We start from the raw sequence: 26,244 nt of genomic DNA on the forward strand, positions 1-26,244 counted from the left end.
GGTGCTCTCGAATTAAAACATTCGCTCCGCTCCTATGCTCGTCCTTCCTAGACTTCAAGGGTTTTCAATCACGCTGAAAAGATGACAAAATCCTAAAATGAAAACCATTTTAGGATTTTGTCAACAATCTGAAGCGACGGTTAATACCGCCGCTCTTTTTTTTGCACGCATAAAAACGAAAGAAGAAACCCGCCGCATAGTCCAAACAGATGGGCCATCATGTTAATATTGGAGTTGATAAACGACATGAGAACGGCAAATGCGAGCAGTGTGATGATCATTTTTGAATGCTCCTGCCCTATTAGCTCATTGCGAAAAAGAACCATAAACAGGTACACGCCAAATAGCCCGAAAATGGCGCCTGAAGCACCGACATGCACGTAATCAAGCGGCTCTGTAACATAAGTGCCGATATTGCCGATGATGCCGGAGCCGGCGTATACAAGAAGGAAACGCGCTTTTCCCAGCATGCGTTCCAAAGCCGGGGCAAATAAAAAGATGGACATGGAATTAAACAGCAGATGTGTGAAACCGGCGTGCAGCAAAATTGGTGTGATCAGCCGCCACCATTCACCGTTTGCGACACCTAGATTATAGCCTGTGACGGTATCCCTCCATAACACGACTGAATGGGCAGGAAGTGAAAAAAACAGCCAGAGAACAGCTTGCAAAGCCAATATAAAGGTGACAACGGGGTAAAACCTGATAAACGTTTGAAAATTTTCAGTCCGTATAAACATTCCGAGCCCCTTTTCTTCATTTTGGTATATCTATAGTAACACGTTTATGAGACAAACCATTTAAATAGTACGTACGCAAAGGAGGTTATCATACATGATTTACGGCATTGGGCTGGACATTACCGAGCTTAAACGCATCGCCTCTATGGCTGGGCGCCAGAAAAGGTTTGCCGAGCGGATTTTGACGCGAAGCGAGCTTGACCAATACTATGAGCTTTCAGAGAAAAGAAAAATCGAATTTCTCGCGGGCAGATTCGCGGCAAAAGAAGCTTTCTCGAAAGCATTTGGCACCGGCATTGGGAGGCAGCTCAGCTTTCAGGACATTGAAATTAGGAAAGACCAAAATGGCAAGCCCTATATCATTTGTACGAAACTGAGCCAGGCCGCCGTTCACGTATCGATCACTCATACAAAAGAATACGCTGCCGCGCAGGTTGTGATTGAAAGGTTGTCAAGCTAGTCTGCATATTAGGGAAACCCCACTCATATATTTGATAGTGCATTAAGGGAGACAAGTTGTTTGAGGCTTTTATGGTACGCATCTGTTCTGCCTAAACGTGTACCGAGCGTACCGTTAAAGTCAAACAAGCGATTTCTTCCTTTTACATCAATTGAGAAAAAGGGGTTGAAAAAGGTGAGAAAAAGCTTTGTTTTGCTTTTAACGGGACTGCTTGCTGTTCTTATTCTTTCTGCCTGCGGGCAAAAAACACAGCAAGATATTGTGGCCGGGTTAGATGAAAAGGCGAAAGAATACACCTCGTACAAAGCAAAAGCGAAAATGACCATCGAGACAGGGAGTGAGCCTCAAGTATACAATGTGGAAATCTGGCACAAAAAGCCGTCTCTGTACAGGGTTTATTTAGAAAATCCGAAAAAGGACCAAAACCAAGTCATTTTACGAAATGAAAACGGAGTATTCGTTCTCACGCCGTCTTTAAATAAGAGCTTCAGATTTCAAAGCGATTGGCCGAACAACAGCAGCCAGGTTTATCTGTTTGAATCGCTCGTAAAGGATGTTCAAAACGATTCGGATGCAGTTTTCACAGCGAAAGAAAAGAAATACGTATTCGAAACAAAAACAAACTATCAGCACAACAAAATGCTGCCCACGCAAGAAATCACATTTAACAAAAAAGATATGAGCCCGTCATCTGTCAAAGTGATGGATACTGACCGGAAAGTGATGGTCAAAGTAGAATTCAGCAGCTTTGAATTTAATAAACAATTTGATAAAGAATCATTTGACGAAAAGAAAAATATGACTCTTTCTCAAATGGATGTTGCCACAAGCGCAAAGCCTTCCGATACATTCGCGGTCAAAACGCCGCTGGAACTGCCGCTTGGCGTCAAGCTGCTTGAAGAAAAAGATCTATCTACTGAAGACGGGAAGCGCATCATCATGACGTACGGAGGAGAAAAATCATTTACGTTAATTCAGGAAAAAGCCCAGATTGCCAAGGCTTCCTCCTCCGTTACGCTGAACGGCGAACCGGTAAATCTCGGCTACACCATCGGCGCCCTGTCGGATGCATCATTATCATGGACATATGACGGCGTAGATTACCTTCTCTCTTCTAAAGATCTTTCTAAAGAGGAAATGGTGACAGTAGCGAAAAGCATGCAGGGACAATCATCGAAATAACAGCCAAAGGCCAAACATGATTTGGCCTTTTTTTCGTTAGACATCGTTTCCCTTTAGCCTTTAATTTTAGTATGATATGTAAATGATATTGAATAAAAGCTAGGAAGTGTCGTAATGAGCACAAAACCTTTTTACAGAGATACGTGGGCGGAAATTGACTTGTCCGCGATAAAGGAAAATGTCAGCAATATGAAAAAACATATCGGTGAACATGTCCACTTGATGGCAGTTGTGAAAGCAAACGCCTACGGGCATGGTGATGCAGAAACAGCAAAGGCTGCTCTTGACGCAGGTGCTTCATGCTTGGCTGTGTCTATTTTGGATGAAGCGATTTCACTGCGCAAAAAGGGCTTGAAGGCGCCTATATTGGTGCTTGGCGCGGTTCCCCCGGAGTATGTGGCAATCGCTGCTGAGTATGACGTGACCTTAACGGGTTATTCTGTTGAATGGCTTCAGGAGGCAGCCCGCCACACGAAAAAAGGTTCTCTTCATTTTCATCTGAAGATCGATACGGGGATGAACAGGCTTGGTGTAAAAACAGAGGAAGAAGTTCAGAACGTGATGGCCATTCTTGACCGCAACCCTCGTTTAAAGTGCAAAGGGGTATTTACCCATTTTGCGACAGCGGATGAAAAAGAAAGAGGTTATTTCTTAATGCAGTTTGAGCGCTTTAAAGAGCTGATTGCTCCGCTGCCGTTAAAGAATCTGATGGTCCACTGCGCGAACAGCGCCGCCGGACTCCGGCTGAAAAAAGGCTTTTTTAATGCAGTCAGATTCGGCATCGGCATGTATGGCCTTCGCCCGTCTGCTGACATTTCGGACGAGATACCGTTTCAGCTGCGTCCGGCATTTACCCTGCATTCGACGCTGTCGCATGTCAAACTGATCAGAAAAGGCGAGAGCGTCAGCTACGGAGCCGAGTACACAGCAGAAAAAGATACATGGATCGGGACGGTGCCTGTAGGCTATGCGGACGGCTGGCTCCGAAAATTGAAAGGGACCGACATCCTTGTGAAGGGAAAACGCCTGAAAATTGCCGGCCGAATTTGCATGGACCAATTTATGGTGGAGCTGGATCAGGAATATCCGCCGGGCACAAAAGTCACATTAATAGGCCGGCAGGGGGATGAATATATTTCCATGGATGAGATTGCAGGAAGGCTCGAAAGCATTAACTATGAGGTGGCCTGTACAATAAGTTCCCGTGTTCCCCGTATGTTTTTGGAAAATGGGAGTATAATGGAAGTAAGAAATCCTTTATTGCAGGTAAATACAAGCAATTAACTTACCTAAATGGAGAATTCATAAAACAGCTTTGCTTGAAGAGTGAATAATGGTATCATTATCACTGGATGGATAAAAGAGTCGTATCCGTAAGTTTGGTGGAGGTGTATGTTTTTTGTCTGAATCCAGCGCAAGAACCGAAATGAAAATCAGCTTGCCCGAAAACCTAGTAGCTGAATTGGATGGTGTAGCGATGCGGGAGAAACGAAGCAGAAACGAACTGATATCACAAGCAGTGAGAGCGTATGTCAGCGAACGAACAACTCGTCACAACCGTGATTTGATGAGACGCGGCTATATGGAAATGGCGAAAATCAACCTGAATATTTCTTCTGAGGCTCACTTTGCGGAGTGCGAGGCTGAAACGACAGTTGAGCGCTTAGTCAGCGGAGGATAATCATTTGATTGTGAAACGCGGCGATGTTTATTTTGCTGATTTATCTCCTGTTGTTGGCTCAGAGCAAGGCGGGGTGCGCCCGGTTTTAGTGATCCAAAATGACATCGGAAATCGCTTCAGCCCAACTGCTATTGTTGCAGCCATAACAGCACAAATACAGAAAGCGAAATTACCAACCCACGTCGAAATCGATGCAAAACGCTACGGTTTTGAAAGAGATTCCGTTATTTTGCTGGAGCAAATTCGGACGATTGACAAGCAAAGGTTAACGGATAAGATTACTCATCTGGATGATGAAATGATGGATAAGGTTGATGAAGCCTTACAAATCAGTTTGGCACTCATTGATTTTTAGACATATTTGCAGGTTGCTCAAATAGAGCAACTTTTTTTGTTTTCAAAAAACATAAACGATATAATAGTGAAATAACGAAAAAAAATATGTTGTTTTTTATTGGGAGGTAAGCGAATTTGATGTCGAATCAGACTGTATACCAGTTCATTGCCGAAAATCAAAATGAACTGCTCCAACTGTGGACTGACACACTAAAAGAATTAAGCGAGCAAGAATCCTATCAGCTGACTGACCAAGTGTATGAAAATATATCTAAAGAATATATCGACATTCTGTTGCTGTCTGTTAAGGACGAAAACGCTGCTGAAAGCCAAATCAGCGAACTGGCGCTTCGAGCGGTCCAAATCGGGCTTTCTTTGAAGTTTTTGGCTACTGCGCTTGCTGAATTCTGGAAGCGTCTCTACACGAAAATGAATGATAAGAGATTGCCAGATCAAGAGAGTACAGAACTAATCTGGCAGATTGATCGTTTTTTCAGCCCGATTAACACAGAAATCTTTAATCAATACTCAATCTCATGGGAAAAAACAGTTTCCCTGCAAAAAATCGCCCTGCAGGAGCTATCTGCGCCGCTTATCCCGGTGTTTGAAAATATCACTGTAATGCCTCTTGTCGGAACAATTGATACCGAACGCGCGAAACGAATTATGGAAAATCTTCTTAATGGCGTCGTCAAACACCGTTCTCAAGTCGTGCTGATTGACATTACAGGTGTCCCTGTCGTCGATACGATGGTTGCCCATCATATTATTCAGGCATCAGAAGCTGTTAGGCTTGTCGGAGCAAAATGCCTGCTGGCTGGAATCCGTCCGGAAATTGCTCAAACAATCGTCAACCTGGGGATTGATTTATCCCAAGTTATAACTAAGAATACCCTGCAAAAAGGAATTCAAACCGCTTTGGAAATGACGGATCGAAAAATCGTTTCATTGGGGGAATAACATTTTGAGACATCCGAAAATCCCGATCTTGAAACTGTATAATTGCTTATTAGTATCCATTCAATGGGAACTTGATGACCAGACAGCATTAACCTTTCAAGAAGACTTATTAAATAAAATATACGAGACAGGTGCTAACGGAGTCGTCATTGACCTGACATCTGTGGATATGATTGATTCATTTATCGCAAAAGTGCTGGGCGACGTCATTACAATGTCTAAGTTAATGGGGGCAAAAGTCGTCTTGACCGGCATTCAGCCCGCTGTGGCAGTGACGCTGATTGAACTTGGAATCGCGCTTGAGGAAATCGAAACTGCGCTCGACTTAGAGCAGGGGCTTGAGACATTGAAGCGGGAATTGGGGGAATAGCGAATGAACGACCAATCCTGTGTAAGAATCATGACAGAATGGGATATTGTGGCCGCCAGACAGCTGGGACGAAACGTTGCGAAAGAACTGGGTTTCGGCACGGTAGACCAGGCCAGAATTACAACGGCTATTTCAGAATTAGCCAGGAATATTTATTTATATGCCGGCAAAGGGCAGATTGGAATTGAACAGGTCGCAGACAGAGGAAAAAAAGGCCTGAAAATCATAGCGGAAGACCAAGGGCCGGGAATTCCTGATATCCGAAAAGTCATGGAAGACGGGTTTTCAACGTCTGGAGGACTTGGTGCGGGACTTCCCGGTGTCAAAAGGCTGATGGATGAATTCAGCTTAAATTCCGTAGCGGGGGAAGGAACAGAGATACAAGCCATCAAATGGCTTCGGTAGGAGGTAAGAACGTGGATTTTAGGGAGGTTATTGAGCAGCGGTATCATCAGCTGCTTAGCCGATATATAGCCGAATTAACAGAAACATCTTTATATCAAGCCCAAAAATTCAGCCGAAAAACAATCGAGCACCAAATTCCTCCGGAAGAAATCATCAGCATTCACAGAAAAGTGCTGAAGGAGCTGTATCCAAGTCTCCCGGAAGATGTGTTTCATTCGCTGGATTTTTTAATAGAAGTCATGATTGGTTATGGAATGGCTTATCAGGAGCATCAAACCCTTAGAGGGATACAGCAGGAAATCAAATCAGAAATTGAAATCGCAGCTAATGTCCAGCAGACGCTGCTCGGAACAAAAATTCCGCAGGAGGACGCGCTGGATATCGGCGCCATCAGTGTGCCTGCCAAACAGATGAGCGGTGACTACTACCACTTCGTCAAAGACAAGGAATCCATTAATATTGCAATCGCGGACGTGATCGGAAAAGGCATTCCAGCGGCTCTTTGTATGTCCATGATTAAATACGCAATGGACTCTTTGCCGGAAACGGGCATACACCCTTCTCAGGTGCTGAAAAATTTAAATCGTGTTGTTGAACAAAACGTTGACGCCAGTATGTTTATTACGATGTTTTATGCCAATTACAATATGGACAAGCATCAATTTACATATGCTTCGGCTGGACATGAACCGGGATTCTATTATTCTCAAAAAGACAACACGTTTTATGATTTAGAGGCCAAAGGACTCGTTCTCGGCATCTCGCAGGACTATGACTATAAACAATTCGATCAGCATCTGGAAAAGGGCGATATGATTGTTTTATTTTCTGACGGCGTCACAGAATGTAGAACAGAAAACGGTTTCTTGGAGCGTCCTGATCTGCAGAAGCTCATTGAGGAACATATGTGTTCCTCCGCGCAGGAAATGGTCAAAAACATTTATGACAGCCTCCTCAAATTACAGGACTTTCAGCTTCATGATGATTTTACGTTAATTGTTTTGCGGAGAAAGGTTTAGCGTCTGCCAGCCGAGGGTATAAAGAAACTAGTGATTTGAAGGAAAATTTGAGGTGATACGAATGAATATAAATGTTGATGTGAAGCAAAACGAGAATGATATACAAGTAAACATTGCAGGAGAAATTGATGTATACTCAGCGCCGGTGCTAAGAGAGAAGCTTGTGCCCTTGGCAGAACAAGGCGCGGACTTAAGAATTTGCCTGAAAGATGTCAGCTACATGGACAGCACCGGATTGGGCGTTTTTGTAGGGATTTTTAAAACAGTGAAAAAACAAGGCGGTTCGCTGAAACTTGAAAATCTTTCTGACCGGCTGATCCGACTGTTTGACATTACAGGCCTGAAGGACATCATTGATATTTCTGCAAAGTCAGAAGGTGGAGTGCAATGAAGAATAAAGCTGATTACATCGAAATGAAAGTGCCGGCCCAGCCTGAATACGTGGGAATTATTAGACTGACGCTGTCAGGCGTCGCAAGCAGAATGGGCTATACGTATGATGAAATTGAAGATTTGAAAATCGCAGTCAGTGAAGCGTGCACAAATGCGGTTCAGCATGCTTACAAAGAAGATAAAAATGGGGAAGTGTCAATTCGATTCGGTGTGTTTGAAGACCGTTTAGAGGTGATTGTGGCGGATGAAGGAGACAGTTTTGACTTTGATCAAAAGCAGCAAGATCTAGGGCCGTACACACCTTCGCACACAGTTGATCAATTATCAGAAGGAGGGCTCGGTCTATATTTAATGGAAACGCTCATGGATGAAGTCAGAGTGCAAAACCACTCCGGCGTCACTGTAGCGATGACAAAGTATTTAAATGGGGAGCGAGTTGATCATGACACAACCATCAAAAACTACGAAACTAACTAAAGATGAAGTCGATCGGCTCATAAACGATTACCAAACAAAGCAAGATGAACAGGCGCAGGAAACGCTTGTGCGGGTGTATACAAATCTGGTTGACATGCTTGCGAAAAAATATTCAAAAGGCAAAAGCTTCCACGAGGATCTCCGCCAGGTCGGCATGATCGGGCTGCTCGGCGCGATTAAGCGTTACGATCCTGTTGTCGGGAAATCGTTTGAAGCTTTTGCAATTCCGACAATCATCGGTGAAATTAAACGTTTCCTCAGAGATAAAACATGGAGCGTTCACGTGCCGAGACGGATTAAAGAACTGGGTCCAAGAATCAAAATGGCGGTTGATCAGCTGACGACTGAAACACAAAGATCGCCGAAAGTTGAAGAGATTGCCGAATTCCTCGATGTTTCTGAAGAAGAGGTTCTTGAGACGATGGAAATGGGCCAAAGCTATCAAGCCTTATCCGTTGACCATAGCATTGAAGCGGATTCGGATGGAAGCACCGTCACGATTCTTGATATCGTCGGATCACAGGAGGACGGATATGAGCGGGTCAACCAGCAATTGATGCTGCAAAGCGTGCTTCATGTCCTTTCGGACCGTGAGAAACAAATCATAGACCTTACGTATATACAAAACAAAAGCCAAAAAGAAACTGGGGACATTCTCGGTATATCTCAAATGCACGTCTCGCGCTTGCAGCGCAAAGCTGTGAAGAAGCTCAGAGAGGCCTTGATTGAAGATCCCTCGATGGAGTTAATGTAATGATCCAGGTTGAAGAAAACGAGCATATTCAAACTCTAGTATATCAACTGAATAAAGAAGGGAAATCGATTTGCGGTGACAGCTTTTTTATGAAAGCTGATGATAAGGAGTTAATTTGTGCGGTTGCTGACGGACTGGGAAGTGGATCACTTGCTAACGAATCCTCTGCAGCCATCAAAGACTTAGTGGAAAACTATGCGAATGAAGACGTAGAAAGCATTATCGAACGCTGTAATCAGGCGATGAAAAACAAAAGAGGCGCTACAGCATCTATCCTGAAAATCAATTTTGAGCAAAGGCAGTTTACGTACTGCTCTGTCGGAAATGTACGGTTTATTCTGCATTCCCCGTCTGGTGAAAGCTTTTATCCTCTGCCGATTTCGGGCTATTTATCAGGCAAGCCGCAAAAATACAAAACGCACACCGCCACCTATGAAAAGGGTTCAAAGTTCATTATACATACAGATGGACTCAACGTACCCGATATCCGCTCCCATTTGAAAAAAGGCCAATCGGTAGAAGAAATATCGAATTCGCTGAAAATGTATACGACATCGAGAAAAGATGACCTGACCTATATTCTCGGACAGCTGTCCTAGGAAACCAGAAAAAGAAGCTGGACATCCGGCTTCTTTTTTTATGTGTTTTTTTCGGTTTTTGATACACTAGAGAAAGAACGACAAAATTGGAGGCTTTGGTTACATGGAAACGTCAGCCCTTTTAAAACAGCAAATTGCGAAAGAAATAGGTTTATCACAAAAACACGTTGAAAGTGTCATCCGCCTGCTTGAGGACGGCAATACAGTCCCGTTTATTGCCCGGTATCGAAAAGAGCAGACGGGTTCAATGGATGAGGTTCAGATTCAGACGATTTCTGAACGCTGGCAATACATACAAAACCTGAATCAGCGAAAAGAAGAAGTCATCAGGCTGATTGCAGAGCAGGATAAACTGACAGATGATCTAAAACGTAAAATCGAGCAATCGGTGAAGCTTCAGGAAGTGGAAGACCTTTACCGCCCTTATAAACAAAAACGTAAAACAAAGGCGACAGTCGCCAAAAGCAAAGGCCTTGAGCCGCTTGCCGACTATATCCTGACACTTCCCCAAGATGATCGTCTGGCAGCAACTGCAGACCAATACATCAGCGAAGAAAAAGAAGTGTTCACACGAGAAGAAGCGATTGAAGGCGCCAAGCACATTATTGCGGAACAAATTTCAGACGAGCCGACCTTCAGAAAGTGGATTCGCCAGGAAACCTTCAAAAGAGGAACCATTAAGTCTGCAGCCGGAAAGTCGGCAGACACCGATGAGAAAAATGTGTATGAAATGTATTACGAGTATGAAGAGCCAATTGCAAAAGTTGTTCCGCATAGGGTGCTGGCAATGAACCGCGGCGAAAAAGAAGACATTTTAAAGGTAGCGATTGAACCGCCTGCGGATCACATTAAGGCGTATTTAGAAAAACAAATCATCAAAAATCGCTCAACATCCGTAAGAGAGATTTTGCAGGAGACAATTGAAGACAGCTATAAAAGGCTGATCCAGCCGGCAATCGAGCGTGAAATCAGGAAAGAGCTCTCAGAAAAAGCTGATGAACAGGCGATCCATATTTTCTCAGAGAACTTGAGAAAGCTTCTTTTGCAGCCGCCGATGAAAGGCAAAACCGTTCTCGGTGTTGACCCAGCCTTTCGAACCGGCTGTAAGCTCGCTGTGTCAGATGAGACTGGAAAAGTCTTGAAAATTGATGTGATCTATCCGCATGCGCCAGTCAACAAAACAAAAGAAGCCCATGAAAAAGTGAAAAAGATTCTTGAGCAGTATCAAGTCGAGATGGTGGCGATCGGAAACGGCACAGCATCCAGAGAAACAGAACAATTCATCGTCAATGTACTGAAAGACATGCCGCGCAAAATTTATTATGTGATCGTCAATGAAGCGGGTGCAAGCGTCTATTCGGCTTCAGAGCTGGCCCGAGAAGAATTCCCTGACCTTAAGGTTGAAGAGCGCAGTGCCGTGTCTATTGCGCGAAGACTTCAAGACCCGCTCGCGGAGCTTGTTAAAATCGATCCGAAGTCTGTTGGTGTCGGACAGTATCAGCATGACGTCAGCCAAAAACGCTTAAATGAATCTCTGCGGTTTGTCGTCGAAACGGTCGTAAACCAGGTGGGAGTAAACGTCAACACAGCCTCCGCCGCGCTGCTTCAGTATGTAGCGGGATTATCGAAGTCTGTAGCAGGCAACGTTGTCAAAAAACGTGAGGAAATCGGAAAGTTTTCAAATCGAAAAGAACTGAAGGACATCCCAAGGTTAGGTGCGAAAACCTACGAGCAATGTATCGGTTTCTTAAGAGTGCAGGAAGGGACAGAGCCTTTGGATAGAACAGGCATCCACCCGGAAAGCTATAAAGAAACAAAAGCACTTTTGAAAAAACTCGGACTTTCAACAGAACATATCGGCACGGCGGAATTGAAGGACAAAATCAATCAGCTGGCGCTTTCTGAAACGGCAAAAGAGCTGGGAATCGGCGAAATCACTCTGAAAGACATTTGTGAACAGCTGACAAGGCCGGAACGCGATCCACGCGATGAGGTGCCTAAGCCTTTGCTGAAAACAGACGTCCTTCAGCTGGAAGATTTGAAAGAGGGAATGGAACTGCAGGGCACCGTGCGCAATGTAGTGGACTTCGGAGCGTTTGTTGATATCGGAGTCAAACAAGACGGGCTTGTGCATATCTCAAAATTGAGCAATCAATTCGTCAAGCATCCTCTTGATGTCGTATCTGTCGGCGATATTGTGACAGTTTGGGTTGACGGCGTAGATGTACAAAAAGGCAGAGTATCGCTGTCTATGGTAAAATAAAAGCACTGCTTACGAGCAGTGTTTTTTCCTATAGAAATACCAGCATTGATTCAGCAGTTTAATTTGGTAATTATCTTTTTCAAGGAACGCTTTTTGCATCTGCTTTTTAAGCCAATTTGGCATAGGCTCATTCCTCCTCAGCTTTTATCATAAGAGGGACGGTGATTACCATATTGTATGCGAACGGTGAATTGTCCCGTTCAATGTTTTTTAAGTGAGGTGCACTATGGATAATATAGAGCTTCAAAAGCTGACAGAGGATATTTCTAAAACATATTTTAAAAAGCCGTTCCGCCATCAGGCGCTTTTTAATGACAGGCTTAAAACCACGGGCGGAAGGTACCTGTTAACCTCTCATAACATTGAATTGAACAGAAAATATCTGATTGAACACGGCAGGGAGGAGCTGATCGGCATCATCAAGCACGAGCTCTGCCATTATCATCTCCACCTTGAAGGAAAAGGGTACAAGCACAGAGACAGAGATTTTAGAATGCTACTGCAGCAGGTCAACGCGCCGAGGTTCTGTACACCCCTTAAGAAAAAAGCGGAAAACAAAAAAACTTATATGTATATCTGTACGGCCTGCGGCCAACAGTATATAAAGAAGCGCGCCATGAACCCTGACAGATACAGATGCGGAAAATGCCGCGGAAAAATAAAAAGAATTTTTTTGTGAAAAAGGTTGACGAATATGGCAAGCCTATGTTACATTATAAAAGTCGTCACGAGAGATAAATAAAAACATTTACCTCTTGACACTGCAAATCAAGGCTGATATAATAAGTCTTGTCTCATTATTCCACAGTAGCTCAGTGGTAGAGCTATCGGCTGTTAACCGATCGGTCGCAGGTTCGAATCCTGCCTGTGGAGCCATATTGGAGAAGTACTCAAGTGGCTGAAGAGGCGCCCCTGCTAAGGGTGTAGGTCGCGTAAGCGGCGCGAGGGTTCAAATCCCTCCTTCTCCGCCATAAGATTTCGATATAAGTTCTCAACCATCGGCCCGTTGGTCAAGCGGTTAAGACACCGCCCTTTCACGGCGGTAACACGGGTTCGAATCCCGTACGGGTCATTCCATTTCGTTGGGCTATAGCCAAGCGGTAAGGCAACGGACTTTGACTCCGTCATGCGTTGGTTCGAATCCAGCTAGCCCAGCCATTTTTATTTTTGAAATCTAATAGTAAGAGCCATTAGCTCAGTTGGTAGAGCATCTGACTTTTAATCAGAGGGTCGAAGGTTCGAGTCCTTCATGGCTCACCATTTGTCTTTTTGCGGGTGTGGCGGAATTGGCAGACGCGCTAGACTTAGGATCTAGTGTCTTACGACGTGGGGGTTCGAGTCCCTTCACCCGCACTTTATTTACAAAGTGCACGCAAATCGGTTTTACTAGGTTAAGAGCCTACTAAACCAGCACAAACACAATTTAATGATCACGCGGTCGTGGCGGAATGGCAGACGCGCTAGGTTGAGGGCCTAGTGGGTGAATAACCCGTGGAGGTTCAAGTCCTCTCGGCCGCATCAATGATACCAAGGGTTGTAGACCTTTGGTATTTTTTTATGCTCTCTTTTAATTTTAAGGTTTACTCCTTTTTACTCCACTTGTTAGAATAATTCATCCAGCTATCAGCAGTTTCTTTTTGTTTATTAGGAAAGAGATGACCATAAACATCGATTGTTTTGATGGAAGCATGTCCTAGTCGTTCTATTATTGTGATGTAATAGCGGCAGCGTAAGCGACCAGACGGCCAGCGGCGAAGGAGTGAGCGAAGCGAATGGATGAGCTAAAACAACCCCCCCACGCTAACAGGGGGGTAGTAATCGTAAAAGAAAAAAATGAAACCGTTGAAAGTCCTTTGGTATCAATGGTTGATTATATTCGAGTCTCTTTTAAAACTCATGATGTTGACCGAATTATTGAAGAGGTTCTTCACCTTAGCAAAGACTTTATGACTGAAAAGCAATCTGGTTTCTATGGCTACGTTGGCACGTACGAACTGGACTATATCAAAGTCTTTTATTCGGCGCCAGATGATAACAGAGGTGTTTTGATAGAAATGTCCGGTCAAGGTTGCCGTCAATTTGAATCCTTCTTGGAATGCCGGAAGAAAACATGGTACGACTTCTTTCAAGATTGCATGGCTCAAGGTGGTTCATTTACTCGCTTTGATTTGGCGATTGATGATAAAAAGACGTACTTTTCCATACCGGAATTGTTAAAGAAAGCCCAAAAGGGCGAATGTATTTCACGCTTTAGAAAATCCGATTTTAATGGCTCATTTGATCTATCTGATGGAATTACAGGTGGAACGACAATATATTTCGGTTCTAAAAAGTCAGAAGCGTACCTTTGCTTTTACGAGAAAAACTATGAACAAGCAGAAAAGTATAACATTCCGTTAGAAGAACTAGGCGATTGGAATCGTTATGAACTGCGGCTTAAAAATGAACGTGCACAAGTTGCGATAGATGCTTTATTGAAAACAAAGGATTTAACCTTAATCGCTATGCAAATCATTAATAATTATGTAAGGTTCGTTGATGCTGATGAAAACATCACTAGAGAGCATTGGAAAACGAGCCTTTTTTGGTCTGAATTTATAGGGGATATTGGGAGACTTCATTTGTACGTCAAACCACAAAAAGATTTCTATCAAAAATAAAGAAACTGGCTTCGTAACTCTTGCGCTCCTACTATGAAAATGGTGCTTGAAGCTGATAAGCACCTAGGGAAAACTGATCTGTCAGACATGATTGTAGAAGCTGAACTGGCAGACAAACATGAAAAAATGTTGAATGTGTTTATAGCTGATGTTGCTGATATGGTCGTTTAAAAACAAGCTGCTAAATCTTTATAAACACAGGTGATGCGATTAAACGTATGTGTCAACGGTACCGGAACGAAGTGAGGATAAGGAGTTGACATATTCAGCGCTACCCAAACCCTCTTGGCATTGAACAAACAACCGTTTGTTCCTGCCTACCGGCGAGGGAGTCCCCCGATGATTCGGGGGAATAGGGGGCTAGATTAACAGCAATCCAACCAAACGCGCCAGTTTGAGGAATAGTACCTTATAATAAAAACTGCTGAGTGCTACCTAGACTGAATACTCCACCCATGTGTTTTAAGCTTTTTTATATAATCTTCAACACTAATTTTTTCAACTTCAATTGCTAACGGCGTCAGTGAAACAAGGCACTCATTTGAAGCATAATTTATTGTAACTTTTACCACCTCGTATCCATTATGGAAGCCTGAATCAAATCCAGGATCGTCAATTATATCTCCTACTTGAGGGCGAAAGTCAGATTCAAATGTTTTCACTAATGTTTGAGTATTTTCCTCTGTAGGTTCTTGATTAATTGATGAGACAAATAATATTAAATTTATATTCAAAACATTTACCCCTTTTCTATGCTGTTTAAATAATCTTTAGTTTAATTCTATTGTAATTGATGATTGAGTGCAAAGCTTCCGTTGGTGGGTTTGGGTGAAACCCAAGAACTTAATTCAATATAAGGATGGTGAATATGTTACTTGCGATATTTTTTGTAATCGTGAGTTTACTTGGCGGCGGTCTCTTATTCCTTTTGATATATTCTAAGCTTCAAAGTTTGGCTGGCCGTTATAGTTGGACAGAAAATACGATTTTTATTATGGCTGTATCTGTGACAGTGGTAGCTTCAATGTTCGGTCTAATTTCTGAGAGTGTTAATTCAGATGTCATTGCAAAGGTATTGTATTATACCTTTGTTTTTTTATGGGGTTTTTCAATCTGCATAGGCGTTTATCTAAGAGAACGTTAAGGGAGGAAATCAGATGTTTAACATTAATCTGTTGAATCAGGTCCAACTAGAGAGTGATTTGGAGTCTCTAGGTTGTTTAGAAATTGCTGAGGAACTCATTGAAAAAATGATGGAAGATGTCTTTTACAGTGATGTTGCTCAAAGAGTCATAGTCCAAACTCTTGCGGTTATAGATAACGTGAATGCCAAACTTCAAGCCACATTCAACATACTGGAGGATGAAGACATCGAGACAGATGAAAGAATTGTAGAGTTTGAAGGAATTAGCTACTATCAATAAGGGGTGAAAATGTGCGGTGTCTGCTGTAGACAAACGATTCAAAAGCTTGGGTTTTAATGTGGGGACGATTCATTACCGGCTGCGGATAGAGTGGGGGCATAGACAAATCAAAAAGCTTAATCTTTTTTTGGATTAAGCCTTTTGATAAAAAACGATACGATAAGAAGGAAAGCGAGATACTCACTATTAGAGAATGGCATAGATTCATGAAAAAATTTAAACTAACATAGAAGAACTCGAAAAGTATCATAAAGAAACAAGTCATCACTTTTTAAAGATGCAATTATATTTCTTAATCAATGTACGCGTTGAATTAATATTTCATCAATATAGCACAAGCGGTATATCCAGCACCAATCGACCAAAATATAATATAATCTCCTCGCTGAACTTTTCCGGTTTCTACTGCTTTTTGTAAAGCAATAAAAGGACTGCTGGTCCCAGTGTATCCGTATTCATCACCAATCACAAACAACTTATCAGGATCTTCTTCTATTGGCTGCAACATATTATTGACAGCATCAAAAGAAACTTGAGTGCAGAAATATTGTTTTATATCTTTAGTAGTTAAACCATGTTTGTCCAGCAAACTTGTAATTTGAGTCGTTCCGTAATCAAATACTCCTCCACAGCTTAAATTGCTTGCCCATACAAACAGCTTTTCCTCTTTAGGGATATCTTCGTTTAAAATGTTTGACATACCACATGCAGGGAAGACCAATTCTTTATAGTAATGCGAATCTGTATTATAAGAGGAGTCCAAAACGCCCAGCCCTTCTGCATTTACTTTTTCAAGAATGATCGCACAAGAAGCATCTCCAAAATTGCCATAAGAAAATGGGTCGTGTTTTTCAGCATAGTGGAACATTCTCTCTGACCCAACAATTAAGGCATATTTTGAATCTGGATTGCCAAGCAAGGCTTTAGATACTTGATCTAATGATACAACCATCCCTACACAAGCTGAGTTTGCATCATAAACCACTGCTTCTCGTTTACCATGGATCTCATTATGAACAATGAGTGAATTAGGTGGAAATAAATATTCAGGAGTTCCGGAGGAAAATACAAGAAGATCAATATCTTCCCCAGATAAGTTTGCCTTTGCCAAAGCTGCTTTTGAGGCTTCTATGGCCATAGATAATGTAGTCTCTCCATCCTCAGTGATATATCGATCTTTTTTGCCAATTTTTTTTAAGAAGTTTTCTACTTCTTGTTCATCTTGCCCAATAGATGTAAAATGCTTTAGCGTTTCTTTATTGGTTACTTTTCTTTTGGGATGGTACATTGCTAATTCTTTGATGACTACACTTTGAACGGTCATTTAGAATAATCTCCTTAATTGTGTGATTTGTCTAACTATTTAAAGTATTATAATGTATGCTTCTCGAGAAAGTAAATAAACTTTGTGAAAATTTTGACTAAATACTTGTATTTTAGAGATGAATCTCCAACTTTTGAAAATCCTAATTGTTTGTTAAACATCTCATAATACAAAGCCATAACTTGAACGCTTGCTCAGGCAATAAGGCTTATTGTTTGAAGGATTTACTTCAAAATAATTGATCCAAATCAGTGTAAATAAAATAAACAGATGCTTTAAATAAACGCTTTTGTAAATGGTGATATGTTTTTACTAGATTGAGGGGCTCGAACTAACAAAGAAGATACCAAACTATATTGGTATCTTCTTTTGTTTTTGCATCAGAGTCAAATTCTATATTGATGATGCTGATCAATGGTTTGTTCTTCTCACTCCCTATTTTTTACAATCGTGATTTGAACAAAACACTTATAACTAGGAATTCAAGAAAATTCAAACAAAAAAGTACTAAATGCCCTTTACAAATTACGACAAATACTTGCTGTTTTTTGCAATCTAACCTTATTTTATGACAAATATATGAATATTTTGTCACATTGTAAAAGATTTATTTGTTATATATATTTAAGTCGAGAGGAGGTTATATAAAGAACGAATATTCCGATTCGTTTGAATTTATCGGGAGGTAGGTTCATAAAACAATTAAATAATGGGAGTGGGAGTCTATGAGAAAGGGCTTTGTGCCTAAAGCTTACATACTGAATCTTAGGAAAACCCTAATGATTTTTGCAACCTTGTTATTGGTTGCTGGCAATGTGTTGACTGTTTTGCCCAATCATATTCATGCTGCAGATAATACAGACGTAACTCAAACTGCTGATAATACATGCCCGGCTCCGGTCGCGCTGATTAACGGAAGCTTTGAACAAGGTGCTGCGAGAGGATCTGCAATCAATGGTTCGGGTATCTATTTTTACGAATCCGAGGTTCCTGGCTGGAAGACGACTGATGATGCAGCTGGCTATAAAGTAATTGAAATATGGAACCATGCTCAGAATTTACCTTCTGGTGCAAAGTATTATCCTGCACCTCCAGATGGAAAGCGGTGGGCGGAATTAAACGCCGTGGAAAACGGGATGTTGTATCAAGATGTGAAAACAACGCCAGGACAAACCATTTATTGGCGCCTATCCCATATGGGTCGGGCAGGGGTTGACACTATGCAGGTACGCATCGGGGCAGCGACTAAGAGCCCGTACGATACCGTCGTCCAAAAACAAATGTCTGATGGGAGAACAGCTTGGGGAACTCATACAGGTTCTTATACTGTACCGGCAGGACAGACTACAACCCGGTTCGGTTTTGAAGCGGTGAGTTCAGCCAGTGGAAGCATAGGAAACGGAAACTTTTTAGATGATATTTTCCTGGGTACAGAACCATGTGTCACAGCGCATAAAACGGTTTCACCACAGGGAGAAGTACAAGCCGGGGATGAACTTACATACGCGGTTCAAATCAAAAATGAAGGCGGAGACGTTGCTTCTGCTGCAAACTTTTCCGATGCAATTCCAGAGGGAACTGAATATGTTCCGGGATCATTAAAATTAATTAACGGTTCGACAACAAAGAATTTAACTGATGCATCCGATGGTGATGAAGGCAATTTCGATGGCAATAAAGTAAATATTACATTAGGAAATTTGCCTAACACCAAAAACTTGCCTAATGGGATGACTGTACAGTTTAAAGTGAAAGCCAAAACAGGTTATGCAGGTAAAGAAATTTCTAATAAAGCGCAAATAAACTATAACAGTTTACTAACGAATACAAGTAAAAAAACCGAATCAAACGAAGTAACGACTCCGGTTGTTTTTAAAGATCCTGTACTGGAATCAAAGAAAACGTCTGCTATTAAGGCAAAAGCGGATGGAAACCAAGATGCGGATCACCCAGAAGTGGGAGATACACTTCTTTACACGATACAAACGCGGAATACCGTTGAAGACAGCCAGGTGAAAAACCTAATCATTTCAGATGCGGTGCCAGAAGGCTTGGAATTTGTTCCGGGCACTTTGAAAGTGGACGGCGCATCAGTCAGTGATGCTCAAGATGATGATAAGGGACAATATACGGATGGCAAAGTGTCGGGACAGATTGGTAATGTATCCGATACTGAATGGCATAATGTGACCTTTGAAGTGAAAGTGAAGCCTGGTCAAGCAGGAAAGAATATTATCAATACGGCAAACATTTCAGGAGATAATATCCAAACACCGGATAAGCCAAATAATGAAGTGAAAGTGTATCCTAGGAACCCTGCTTTAGAATCAAAGAAAACAGCAGCAATTAAGGAAAAAGTGGAAGGAAACAAATATCCGGATCACCCAGAAGTCGGAGACACGCTTCTTTACACAATCCAAACACGAAATACTGAAGAAGACAGTGAGGTAAAAGCCCTTACAATTTCAGATGCCATACCAGATGGACTGGAGTATGTTCCAGGCACTCTGAAAGTAGACGGTACAGCAGTCAGCGATGCTAAAGACGATGACAAAGGTGATGTGACAGCTGGCAAAGTGTCAGGCCAAATTGGTGATGTAACTGACATGGAGTGGCATAATGTGACCTTTGAAGCGAAAGTAAAGCCCGGCCAAGCTGGTGAAACGATTAAGAACACGGCTACCGTTTCTGGCAGCAACATCGAGACACCAGATAAGCCAAACAATGATACCGAGATTTATCCAAGAAAACCGGATGTAGAATCGAAGAAAACCGCAAGCCTTCAGGAAAAAGCAGAGGGCAATAAAGATGATAAACATCCAGAAGCAGGAGATACCCTTCTTTATACAATCGAAACGAGAAATAAGATTGAGGACAGTCTTCTGAAAGATCTCGTTATCTCAGATGAACTTCCGGATGGATTAGAATACGTTTCAGGTTCTTTAAAAGTAGACGGCACAGCAGTCAGCGACGCCCAAGATGATGATAAAGGCGATATGACAGACGGCAAAGTGTCAGGTCAAATTGGTGATGTGACTGATACAGAATGGCATACAGTTACATTTGAAGCGAAAGTGAAAGCTGGCCAGGCTGGCGAAACAATTCAAAATACGGCTAATGTTACCGGCAGTAATCTCGAGACTCCGGATAAGCCGAATCATGAAGTCGCAATTTACCCTAGGAACCCTGTCTTAGAGTCAAAGAAAACAGCAAATATTCAAGCAAAAGCAGAGGGCAATAAAGAAGAGAATCAGACACAAGTGGGAGATACCCTTCTTTATACGATCCAGACAAGAAACACGGTTGAGGACAGCTTGGTGAAAAATCTTGTCATCTCAGATGAACTTCCAGAAGGACTTGAATACGTTTCAGGGACACTAAAAGTAGACAATAAAGCAGTTAGTGATGACCAAGATGATGATAAAGGCGATATGACAGACGGCAAAGTGTCGGGTCAAATTGGTGATGTGACTGATACAGAATGGCATACTGTTACCTTTGAAGTGAAAGTGAAAGCTGGGCAAAATGATCAGAAAATTGTGAATACTGCCAGCGTCACAGGTGACAATATTGATAAACCAGACAAACCAAGCCATGAAGTTAAAGTTTATCCAAGAAATCCAGTGTTAGAGTCAGAAAAGACAGCAAAGAATCTGGATTCCGATAAAGAGAAGTATGAAGTAGGAGATACGGTTGTTTACACGATCAAAACAAGAAATACAGTTAAGGACAGTAAAGTAACTGATCTTGTCATCGCAGATAAACTGCCGGCAGGCTTAGAATATGTTCCTGGCACACTAAAAGTAGATAATAAAGAAGTCAGTGATGCCCGTGATGATGATAAAGGTGACGTGACAGACGACAAAGTATCAGGCCAGTTTGGCGATGTGACTGATACGGAATGGCATACTGTTACCTTTGAAGCGAAAGTAAAATCCGGTCAAGCAGACAAAAATATTGTCAATACGGCTAGCATTAGCGGTGACAATACTGATAAACCTGATACACCAAGCCAAGAGGTCAAAGTTTCTCCGAAAGATCCAGTATTAAAGTCAGAAAAGTCAGTGAAAAATCTCGATTCAGATAAAGAGAAATATGAAGCGGGAGATACGGTTGTTTACACGATCAAAACAAGAAATACAGTAGCGGACAGTAAAGTAACTGATCTCGTTATTTCAGATGAACTTCCAGACGGTCTGAAGTACATTGAAGGCAGTTTGAAAGTAAGCCATGATGGCAAAGGAAGTTTTGAAAACGGTAAGGTATCTGCTGATTTTGGAGACGTCACTGATACCGAGTGGCGTAGTGTGACATTCCAAGCGAAAATTGAGTCCGGATATGCGGAAAAAACGATTAAAAACGTGGCAACCGTTGACGGCGGTAATATCGACACACCAGATACACCGGGAACAGACATCAAAGTGGATGCGAAAGATCCAAAACTAGAATCAAAGAAAACAGCCTCCATTAAGAAAAAAGCTGATGGAAATAAAGATGCGGACCATCCGGAATCGGGCGACACGCTTCTTTACACAATCCAAACCCGAAACACGATGGAAGACAGTCTTGTCAAAAATCTTGTCATCTCGGATTCTCTTCCGGAAGGATTAGAATATGTTGCAGGAACATTGAAAGTGGATGGTACAGCAGTAAGTGATGATCAAGACGATGATCATGGATATTATGCCGACGGTAAGACGTCAGGAGAGTTTGGCAATGTGACCGATACGAAGTGGCACTCTGTGACATTCGAAGCAAAAGTGAAGTCTGGTCAAGCAGGAAAAGATATCGTCAACACTGCAAGTGTCAGCAGCGATAATATCAAGACTCCTGACAAACCGAGCCATGAAGTGAAGGTATATCCGCGAAATCCTGTTTTAGAATCTGAAAAAACAGCGAAGAATCTCGACACAGACAAAAAGAAATACGAAGCAGGCGACACTGTTGTTTACACGATTAAGACACGGAACACAGTATCCGACGGTAAAGTAGAAAATCTGGTTATTTCAGATGAACTTCCGGCAGGATTGAAATATGTCGAAGGCAGCTTGAAAGCGAGCAACGGAGGAAAAGCAACAATCAAGGACGGTAAAGTCACTGCCAACTTTGGTGACGTCACTGACACTGAGTGGCGGACTGTGACATTCCAGACGAAAATTGAGTCCGAATATTCAGGTAAAACAATTACAAACGTTGCAACTGTAGAAGGCAGCGGTATCGATAAGCCAGATAATCCTAAAGTAGATATTACTGTCGAACAGAAGGATCCTCCTGTGTCTGATAAATCAGAGGAACCTGTAAAACCTAGCAAGCCTAATAATCCAAACAAAGATCAGGGAACAGAATCAGGAAATGAGCTTCCAAATACAGCAACAAATACGTATAATCTGATCCTTGTTGGTTTGGTATTGTTAGTAGCAGGAACTGCATTTTGGTACTTTAGAAGAAAAAGAAATGCCTGATGTTGCATGAAGAAATATCTTCCTATATTCATCATTATTGCCGGACTCGTTTTTATAGGTTACGGGATCTGGGAAGTGGTGGACATCAGTCATAAGACAAAACAAACTTTAGATGAGGCTAAACTTGCACTAAAGAGCCCTTCTGGAAAAAATGAAGGCTCAGATAAAGAAGAATTTAAGCCTAAGTTTGGAGAGGCAGTTGGCATTTTGGAGATTCCAAAGATCAACGCAGAGCTTCCGATTGTAGAGGGAACCGATGCGGATGACCTGGAAAAAGGAGTCGGCCACTACAAAGGCAGTTATTATCCAGATGAAAACGGACAAATTGTTCTATCAGGGCATCGGGATACCGTCTTCCGCCGAACGGGAGAACTGAAAAAAGGTGATCAATTAAAGGTGAAGCTGCCATATGGAAGTTTTCAGTATAAGATTGAGAACATGAAAATTGTCGATAAAAATGATACTTCCATTATTACGCTGCAGCATAGTGAAGAGGAGCTCATTCTAACTACGTGTTATCCATTTTCATACATTGGAAATGCTCCAAAGCGATATATCATTTATGGAAAACGTATATGAGAAAATCTAGAAGATCAAGATTAGGCTGACGAATTTTCGTCAGCCTTTTTCGTCAGGTTCTTTCTGCATTCTGGTTCATGATTAAATCAAAGTAATCTTAGTTAACATAAAAGTATTTTATATTTTTGTATAAGTTTACTTTACTTTTTTGTAAGGTGAGTTTATAATTTGGTTCAAGAGGTGATGGTCATGAAGAAAGACTTTGGTGATTCGATCTCAAATAAGGTTTATGAATATCGTGTACTTGCCAGATTGTCTCAGCAAGAATTAGCAAAGAAAGTCGGGGTTTCCAAACAAACCATCTTTGTAATGGAGAAAGGAAATTATGTTCCGACTCTGCTGTTAGCTTTTCGAATTGCCGAATTTTTTAATGTGGATGTAAACGAGATTTTTACTTATGAGAAAGGAAATGATCAAAAATGAAAATGAATTCGATCACAGATACGATCACCAACGCAATTTTTTCCCCTTTAAAGTCCTGGGCTGAACATTCTCCGGGAAATTGGAATATTCTTATTGGCAGTGGGTTTGTATTGCTTGTAGTCGGATTGATTCTGACATTCGTATTTACTAAAAAAATGGGTAAGACTGACGAAAGAACAAACCAAATCGCTTTAAAAGGTAGCCTCTGTACGTTATGTGCACTAATTTTTTGCGACTTGCTTTTCCCAAAAGAATATATGTGGCAAGTTTTCTTCTTATTTAAGTATTCTATTGCATTCTTCGCTTCAGCAATCTATCTAGCCGTTCGATATAAAAGAGATTTTTTGTAAATTCAATTACCGAGAAAGATAGTGTCTCTGTAGTTGTAATTGTTTTAGGAGAGGGAACGAATATGAAATCATTTTATAATGAGATTTGGAGAAGTGAGGAAGTGGGTTTTTGCTCACCAATTATTAACCATAATTCATACAAACTTATAGAAATGATGTAAAGTGGAGTTAGAAAGTGTAATGAAAACAAGCTTTCATAACTAATGATATAAATTTACTATGTTGAGGGCCCAGTGGGGTGAATAACCCGTTAAAGGTTCAAGTTCTCTCAGCCGCACCCCAATAATACCAAGGGTTTAACCATCTTTGGCGTTATTCTTTTGCGGAAAATACGGCTGTACCGCATTGTGGAGTCCACTAAAAAAGTGCTGACCTCTGCACAACATCGTTGCGCAAGTCTGCACTTTTATTCTGCGATTATGGGGAGTTTATTTTAATCCGTTGTTAGCCGCGCCGATACTTGGCTTTTAGAAGCTTTTTTTAAGTGGCTAAAACCAACAAATTTTTTGCCTTCTTCATCCCATAGGCGGAACTTTAATGATTTAAGGCTTGTTGCCAGTGTAATAGTCGGAACGTTTTGCAATGGTTCAGTGTTGTTATGCACTTTTTCAAGCTTATAGTTTGGGACTCTCGGGCTTAAATGATGAACATGATGAAAACCGATATTGCCTGTTAGCCACTGCATGACTTTTGGAAGCTTATAAAAAGAGCTTCCTTCAACTGCTGCTTTTACATATTCCCAATGCTCATCTTCTTCAAAATAAGAATCCTCAAACGTATGCTGAATATAAAACATCCAAATTCCGAGAGAGCCCGATATCATAAAAATCGGCACCTGAACCAGCAGGAAGTTTTGCCAGCCGACAGCCAAACATAAAAGTGCTGCCAAAGCGACGATCCCCAGGTTCGTTACATACGTATTCATCCGTTCTTTGCGTTTTGCCCCTTTTCGATTAAAACGATTGGCAATCCCGAAGACGTAAATCGGCCCAATAATAAACATAACAAACGGATTTCTGTACAAACGGTACATTATTTTTGTCTTAGTTGAGGCTTCTTTATATTCCTCTACCGTCAGTACCCAAATATCGCCTGTACCGCGTTTGTCCAGATTGCTGCTTGTCGCATGATGGACAGAATGATCGTGTGCCCAATGATCAAAAGGATGCAGAGTCAGAATTCCTGTTAATGTTCCAAGGATTCGATTCGCCTTTCTGTTCTTAAAAAAGGAATAGTGGCAGCAATCATGAAAGATGATGAAGGTTCTCACTAAAAAACCTGCCGCAACAACAGAAATCGCTAATGTAAGGAAATAAGAAATCGACAAGCTCTTATATGCCAAACACCATAACAGGAAAAATGGTACCAATGTGTTAATGATTTGACAAATACTTTTGTGTAAATCGGATTTTTCATAAGGTGTAACCAGTTTTCTCAAAGTCCTTAGGTTTTGTTCTTTCATATTCAAAAGTTTCCCCTTCCCTGGTGATCTTCTAAGTGTAGAAAACGTTTTATAGCCTATGGAGGCTCAACGTTATACACCCCATATATGATAAGTATTCTTCCCATTAATCTGTAAAATTATTGGAAATAATAAACTGATTTCCAGTTTATTATTAGCAGAGTCAGCCGGGATACAAAAGGCGTATGAAGATTATACCCAGCACTTTATCGGGTCAAACTCTCTCAATGCTCCGCCATGGGGATCGATTTATTTAGATCGTGAACATTGATTGTTTGAGGAAAAAGGTTTTAATGAAGTACTATTAAGCAAAGAAAGACACTCGTGATTCATTTTTCACGGGGTTTTCAAACCAAAGTTTTTAATAGGCCTCTTATTCTGCGCTGGTATACACATGTTTAACAAATAATGCCATGAATAAATCGGAAATATAATTTGCAGTTATTTCCGATTCCTGATATAATAAAGAAGAATTATTTTTGTTCGGTGTAAAGGATAGTATGAAGATTGACTTTTCGTCTTGATGATACTTTGGGCAAGGATAGTATATACTGTGTGGTTACACACTAGGAGGCAACAAAAATGGAACAAGGTACAGTTAAATGGTTTAATGCAGAAAAAGGTTTTGGTTTTATCGAACGCGAAAATGGAGACGATGTATTCGTACACTTTTCTGCAATCCAAAGTGACGGATTCAAATCTTTAGACGAAGGTCAAAAAGTATCGTTTGACGTTGAGCAAGGTGCTCGTGGAGCTCAAGCTGCTAACGTTCAAAAAGCTTAATCTTCAATCGTTTATACAAACAGGCTCTTTATATAGGGCCTGTTTTTTTATGTCTATATCATACTCAATAAAAAACCCTACTCAACGTTCGAGTAGGGAGATGCTACAAGGTATAGAAAAAGATTTAAAACTTCAAAG

The 26,244-nt window shown here is 41.5% G+C and carries 28 protein-coding genes, 7 tRNA genes and 2 pseudogenes; 31 read left to right on the forward strand and 6 right to left on the reverse strand.

The annotated features are described in order from the left end of the window. Positions 1–140: 140 nt before the first annotated feature. Complete coding sequence (locus WA279_RS08895) at positions 141–740, reverse strand: rhomboid family intramembrane serine protease (protein ID WP_015482831.1); 600 nt, start codon at positions 738–740, stop codon at positions 141–143. A 94-nt stretch (positions 741–834) separates the two neighbouring features. Between WA279_RS08895 and acpS the strand changes: the two genes are divergently transcribed. The 14 genes from acpS to WA279_RS08965 all read left to right on the forward strand — a co-directional run bounded on the left by acpS (position 835) and on the right by WA279_RS08965 (position 11,639). Then, entirely contained in the window at positions 835–1,200 is a 366-nt protein-coding gene (gene acpS, locus WA279_RS08900) for a holo-ACP synthase (protein ID WP_015252768.1), read from the forward strand. 165 nt (positions 1,201–1,365) lie between these two features. Further along, complete coding sequence (locus tag WA279_RS08905) at positions 1,366–2,382, forward strand: LolA family protein (RefSeq protein ID WP_080030712.1); 1,017 nt, start codon at positions 1,366–1,368, stop codon at positions 2,380–2,382. 114 nt (positions 2,383–2,496) lie between these two features. After that, the gene (gene alr, locus WA279_RS08910; protein WP_336155108.1) at positions 2,497–3,666 is read left to right on the forward strand and encodes an alanine racemase; all 1,170 of its coding nucleotides are present in this window, start codon (positions 2,497–2,499) and stop codon (positions 3,664–3,666) included. A 115-nt stretch (positions 3,667–3,781) separates the two neighbouring features. Next, positions 3,782–4,063, forward strand: coding sequence for a type II toxin-antitoxin system antitoxin EndoAI (endB, locus tag WA279_RS08915; protein WP_003225183.1), 282 nt, complete (start codon positions 3,782–3,784; stop codon positions 4,061–4,063). Between the two features lie 4 nt (positions 4,064–4,067). Then, positions 4,068–4,418 (forward strand): type II toxin-antitoxin system endoribonuclease NdoA, encoded by a 351-nt coding sequence (gene ndoA / locus WA279_RS08920; RefSeq protein WP_003156187.1) that lies wholly within the window; start codon positions 4,068–4,070, stop codon positions 4,416–4,418. A 116-nt stretch (positions 4,419–4,534) separates the two neighbouring features. After that, positions 4,535–5,359, forward strand: coding sequence for an RsbT co-antagonist protein RsbRA (gene rsbRA, locus WA279_RS08925; protein ID WP_080314625.1), 825 nt, complete (start codon positions 4,535–4,537; stop codon positions 5,357–5,359). A 4-nt stretch (positions 5,360–5,363) separates the two neighbouring features. After that, positions 5,364–5,729, forward strand: a complete 366-nt coding sequence (rsbS, locus tag WA279_RS08930) for an RsbT antagonist protein RsbS (protein ID WP_003225190.1) — start codon at positions 5,364–5,366, stop codon at positions 5,727–5,729. A 3-nt stretch (positions 5,730–5,732) separates the two neighbouring features. Continuing rightward, positions 5,733–6,134 carry a serine/threonine-protein kinase RsbT gene (rsbT, locus tag WA279_RS08935; protein ID WP_003246640.1) on the forward strand — a complete coding sequence of 134 codons (402 nt, stop codon included), beginning with the start codon at positions 5,733–5,735 and terminating at the stop codon, positions 6,132–6,134. 11 nt (positions 6,135–6,145) lie between these two features. Then, positions 6,146–7,153 carry a phosphoserine phosphatase RsbU gene (gene rsbU / locus WA279_RS08940; RefSeq protein ID WP_251187208.1) on the forward strand — a complete coding sequence of 336 codons (1,008 nt, stop codon included), beginning with the start codon at positions 6,146–6,148 and terminating at the stop codon, positions 7,151–7,153. Positions 7,154–7,214: 61 nt separating this feature from the next. After that, positions 7,215–7,544, forward strand: a complete 330-nt coding sequence (rsbV, locus tag WA279_RS08945) for an anti-sigma factor antagonist RsbV (RefSeq protein ID WP_014662855.1) — start codon at positions 7,215–7,217, stop codon at positions 7,542–7,544. Continuing rightward, positions 7,541–8,023: an anti-sigma B factor RsbW gene (gene rsbW, locus WA279_RS08950; RefSeq protein ID WP_014662856.1), complete on the forward strand. Its 483-nt coding sequence runs from the start codon at positions 7,541–7,543 to the stop codon at positions 8,021–8,023. The genes rsbV and rsbW overlap by 4 nt, the downstream gene beginning before the upstream one ends. Further along, positions 7,989–8,777: an RNA polymerase sigma factor SigB gene (gene sigB / locus WA279_RS08955; RefSeq protein ID WP_251187207.1), complete on the forward strand. Its 789-nt coding sequence runs from the start codon at positions 7,989–7,991 to the stop codon at positions 8,775–8,777. Before rsbW ends, sigB begins: the two co-directional genes overlap by 35 nt. Next, positions 8,777–9,376, forward strand: coding sequence for a phosphoserine phosphatase RsbX (gene rsbX, locus WA279_RS08960; RefSeq protein ID WP_003234303.1), 600 nt, complete (start codon positions 8,777–8,779; stop codon positions 9,374–9,376). Before sigB ends, rsbX begins: the two co-directional genes overlap by 1 nt. A gap of 103 nt (positions 9,377–9,479) precedes the next feature. Next, entirely contained in the window at positions 9,480–11,639 is a 2,160-nt protein-coding gene (locus WA279_RS08965) for a Tex family protein (protein WP_024572530.1), read from the forward strand. Positions 11,640–11,648: 9 nt separating this feature from the next. On the opposite strand, the gene cmpA is transcribed toward WA279_RS08965, so the two are convergent. Then, on the reverse strand, positions 11,649–11,762 hold the full coding sequence (gene cmpA / locus WA279_RS08970) for a cortex morphogenetic protein CmpA (RefSeq protein ID WP_003225207.1): 114 nt from the start codon (positions 11,760–11,762) through the stop codon (positions 11,649–11,651). Positions 11,763–11,865: 103 nt separating this feature from the next. Between cmpA and WA279_RS08975 the strand changes: the two genes are divergently transcribed. The 8 genes from WA279_RS08975 (at position 11,866) to WA279_RS09010 (ending at position 13,157) form a co-directional block, all read left to right on the forward strand. Then, positions 11,866–12,318 carry a SprT family protein gene (locus tag WA279_RS08975; RefSeq protein ID WP_069703788.1) on the forward strand — a complete coding sequence of 151 codons (453 nt, stop codon included), beginning with the start codon at positions 11,866–11,868 and terminating at the stop codon, positions 12,316–12,318. A 122-nt stretch (positions 12,319–12,440) separates the two neighbouring features. Beyond that, positions 12,441–12,515 (forward strand) — tRNA-Asn (locus tag WA279_RS08980). A 4-nt stretch (positions 12,516–12,519) separates the two neighbouring features. Continuing rightward, positions 12,520–12,610: transfer RNA gene (locus tag WA279_RS08985), tRNA-Ser, on the forward strand. Positions 12,611–12,639: 29 nt separating this feature from the next. Beyond that, positions 12,640–12,711 (forward strand) — tRNA-Glu (locus WA279_RS08990). Between the two features lie 11 nt (positions 12,712–12,722). Further along, positions 12,723–12,797, forward strand: a tRNA-Gln gene (locus WA279_RS08995). 26 nt (positions 12,798–12,823) lie between these two features. Beyond that, positions 12,824–12,899, forward strand: a tRNA-Lys gene (locus tag WA279_RS09000). A gap of 11 nt (positions 12,900–12,910) precedes the next feature. After that, positions 12,911–12,992, forward strand: a tRNA-Leu gene (locus WA279_RS09005). Between the two features lie 81 nt (positions 12,993–13,073). After that, positions 13,074–13,157 (forward strand) — tRNA-Leu (locus WA279_RS09010). An 84-nt stretch (positions 13,158–13,241) separates the two neighbouring features. Here WA279_RS09010 and WA279_RS09015 read toward each other — a convergent pair. Beyond that, positions 13,242–13,357 (reverse strand): annotated as a pseudogene (locus tag WA279_RS09015) (tyrosine-type recombinase/integrase); the annotation flags it as partial. 54 nt (positions 13,358–13,411) lie between these two features. Between WA279_RS09015 and nicK the strand changes: the two are divergent. After that, positions 13,412–14,470, forward strand: a pseudogene (gene nicK, locus WA279_RS09020) (DNA relaxase NicK). Between the two features lie 260 nt (positions 14,471–14,730). Here the strand turns inward: nicK and WA279_RS09025 are convergent. Then, positions 14,731–15,033: a hypothetical protein gene (locus tag WA279_RS09025; RefSeq protein ID WP_041904602.1), complete on the reverse strand. Its 303-nt coding sequence runs from the start codon at positions 15,031–15,033 to the stop codon at positions 14,731–14,733. A 134-nt stretch (positions 15,034–15,167) separates the two neighbouring features. Here WA279_RS09025 and WA279_RS09030 point away from each other — a divergent pair, with 134 nt between their 5' ends. Beyond that, complete coding sequence (locus WA279_RS09030; protein ID WP_336155115.1) at positions 15,168–15,443, forward strand: hypothetical protein; 276 nt, start codon at positions 15,168–15,170, stop codon at positions 15,441–15,443. Positions 15,444–15,456: 13 nt separating this feature from the next. Continuing rightward, positions 15,457–15,723 carry a hypothetical protein gene (locus tag WA279_RS09035; protein WP_335388966.1) on the forward strand — a complete coding sequence of 89 codons (267 nt, stop codon included), beginning with the start codon at positions 15,457–15,459 and terminating at the stop codon, positions 15,721–15,723. A 313-nt stretch (positions 15,724–16,036) separates the two neighbouring features. Here the strand turns inward: WA279_RS09035 and WA279_RS09040 are convergent, their stop codons facing one another. Beyond that, a complete protein-coding gene (locus WA279_RS09040) occupies positions 16,037–17,047 on the reverse strand; it encodes a ketoacyl-ACP synthase III (protein ID WP_327828073.1) in 1,011 nt (336 codons plus the stop codon). Positions 17,048–17,826: 779 nt separating this feature from the next. Between WA279_RS09040 and WA279_RS09045 the strand changes: the two genes are divergently transcribed. The 4 genes from WA279_RS09045 (at position 17,827) to WA279_RS09060 (ending at position 23,861) form a co-directional block, all read left to right on the forward strand. After that, on the forward strand, positions 17,827–22,509 hold the full coding sequence (locus WA279_RS09045; RefSeq protein WP_336155119.1) for an isopeptide-forming domain-containing fimbrial protein: 4,683 nt from the start codon (positions 17,827–17,829) through the stop codon (positions 22,507–22,509). A 6-nt stretch (positions 22,510–22,515) separates the two neighbouring features. Then, complete coding sequence (locus WA279_RS09050) at positions 22,516–23,088, forward strand: class D sortase (protein ID WP_327828069.1); 573 nt, start codon at positions 22,516–22,518, stop codon at positions 23,086–23,088. Between the two features lie 189 nt (positions 23,089–23,277). Then, complete coding sequence (locus WA279_RS09055; RefSeq protein ID WP_003240464.1) at positions 23,278–23,511, forward strand: helix-turn-helix transcriptional regulator; 234 nt, start codon at positions 23,278–23,280, stop codon at positions 23,509–23,511. Further along, positions 23,508–23,861 (forward strand): DUF2178 domain-containing protein, encoded by a 354-nt coding sequence (locus tag WA279_RS09060; RefSeq protein ID WP_251187201.1) that lies wholly within the window; start codon positions 23,508–23,510, stop codon positions 23,859–23,861. The genes WA279_RS09055 and WA279_RS09060 overlap by 4 nt, the downstream gene beginning before the upstream one ends. A gap of 433 nt (positions 23,862–24,294) precedes the next feature. Here WA279_RS09060 and WA279_RS09065 read toward each other — a convergent pair whose 3' ends face one another. After that, entirely contained in the window at positions 24,295–25,323 is a 1,029-nt protein-coding gene (locus tag WA279_RS09065; protein ID WP_041336973.1) for a fatty acid desaturase, read from the reverse strand. 139 nt (positions 25,324–25,462) lie between these two features. Here WA279_RS09065 and WA279_RS20860 point away from each other — a divergent pair, with 139 nt between their 5' ends. Continuing rightward, positions 25,463–25,594: a molecular chaperone TorD family protein gene (locus WA279_RS20860; protein WP_349891409.1), complete on the forward strand. Its 132-nt coding sequence runs from the start codon at positions 25,463–25,465 to the stop codon at positions 25,592–25,594. Between the two features lie 311 nt (positions 25,595–25,905). Beyond that, positions 25,906–26,106 (forward strand): cold shock protein CspC, encoded by a 201-nt coding sequence (gene cspC / locus WA279_RS09070; protein WP_003234247.1) that lies wholly within the window; start codon positions 25,906–25,908, stop codon positions 26,104–26,106. The last annotated feature ends 138 nt before the right edge of the window (positions 26,107–26,244 follow it).

The sequence above is a fragment of the Bacillus sp. 204(2023) genome (assembly GCF_037027505.1).
Taxonomy (GTDB): Bacteria; Bacillota; Bacilli; order Bacillales; family Bacillaceae; genus Bacillus; species Bacillus subtilis.

Bases quoted from the DNA above. Each gene is read 5' to 3' on its own strand.
- WA279_RS08895 (WP_015482831.1), bottom strand. From the start codon at position 740: ATGTTTATACGGACTGAAAATTTTCAAACGTTTATCAGGTTTTACCCC.
- acpS (WP_015252768.1), top strand. From the start codon at position 835: ATGATTTACGGCATTGGGCTGGACATTACCGAGCTTAAACGCATCGCC.
- alr (WP_336155108.1), top strand. From the start codon at position 2,497: ATGAGCACAAAACCTTTTTACAGAGATACGTGGGCGGAAATTGACTTG.
- rsbT (WP_003246640.1), top strand. From the start codon at position 5,733: ATGAACGACCAATCCTGTGTAAGAATCATGACAGAATGGGATATTGTG.
- rsbV (WP_014662855.1), top strand. From the start codon at position 7,215: ATGAATATAAATGTTGATGTGAAGCAAAACGAGAATGATATACAAGTA.
- rsbW (WP_014662856.1), top strand. From the start codon at position 7,541: ATGAAGAATAAAGCTGATTACATCGAAATGAAAGTGCCGGCCCAGCCT.
- sigB (WP_251187207.1), top strand. From the start codon at position 7,989: ATGACACAACCATCAAAAACTACGAAACTAACTAAAGATGAAGTCGAT.
- rsbX (WP_003234303.1), top strand. From the start codon at position 8,777: ATGATCCAGGTTGAAGAAAACGAGCATATTCAAACTCTAGTATATCAA.
- WA279_RS08965 (WP_024572530.1), top strand. From the start codon at position 9,480: ATGGAAACGTCAGCCCTTTTAAAACAGCAAATTGCGAAAGAAATAGGT.
- cmpA (WP_003225207.1), bottom strand. From the start codon at position 11,762: ATGCCAAATTGGCTTAAAAAGCAGATGCAAAAAGCGTTCCTTGAAAAA.
- WA279_RS08975 (WP_069703788.1), top strand. From the start codon at position 11,866: ATGGATAATATAGAGCTTCAAAAGCTGACAGAGGATATTTCTAAAACA.
- WA279_RS09030 (WP_336155115.1), top strand. From the start codon at position 15,168: ATGTTACTTGCGATATTTTTTGTAATCGTGAGTTTACTTGGCGGCGGT.
- WA279_RS09035 (WP_335388966.1), top strand. From the start codon at position 15,457: ATGTTTAACATTAATCTGTTGAATCAGGTCCAACTAGAGAGTGATTTG.
- WA279_RS09040 (WP_327828073.1), bottom strand. From the start codon at position 17,047: ATGACCGTTCAAAGTGTAGTCATCAAAGAATTAGCAATGTACCATCCC.
- WA279_RS09045 (WP_336155119.1), top strand. From the start codon at position 17,827: ATGATTTTTGCAACCTTGTTATTGGTTGCTGGCAATGTGTTGACTGTT.
- WA279_RS09050 (WP_327828069.1), top strand. From the start codon at position 22,516: ATGAAGAAATATCTTCCTATATTCATCATTATTGCCGGACTCGTTTTT.
- WA279_RS09055 (WP_003240464.1), top strand. From the start codon at position 23,278: ATGAAGAAAGACTTTGGTGATTCGATCTCAAATAAGGTTTATGAATAT.
- WA279_RS09060 (WP_251187201.1), top strand. From the start codon at position 23,508: ATGAAAATGAATTCGATCACAGATACGATCACCAACGCAATTTTTTCC.
- WA279_RS09065 (WP_041336973.1), bottom strand. From the start codon at position 25,323: ATGAAAGAACAAAACCTAAGGACTTTGAGAAAACTGGTTACACCTTAT.
- cspC (WP_003234247.1), top strand. From the start codon at position 25,906: ATGGAACAAGGTACAGTTAAATGGTTTAATGCAGAAAAAGGTTTTGGT.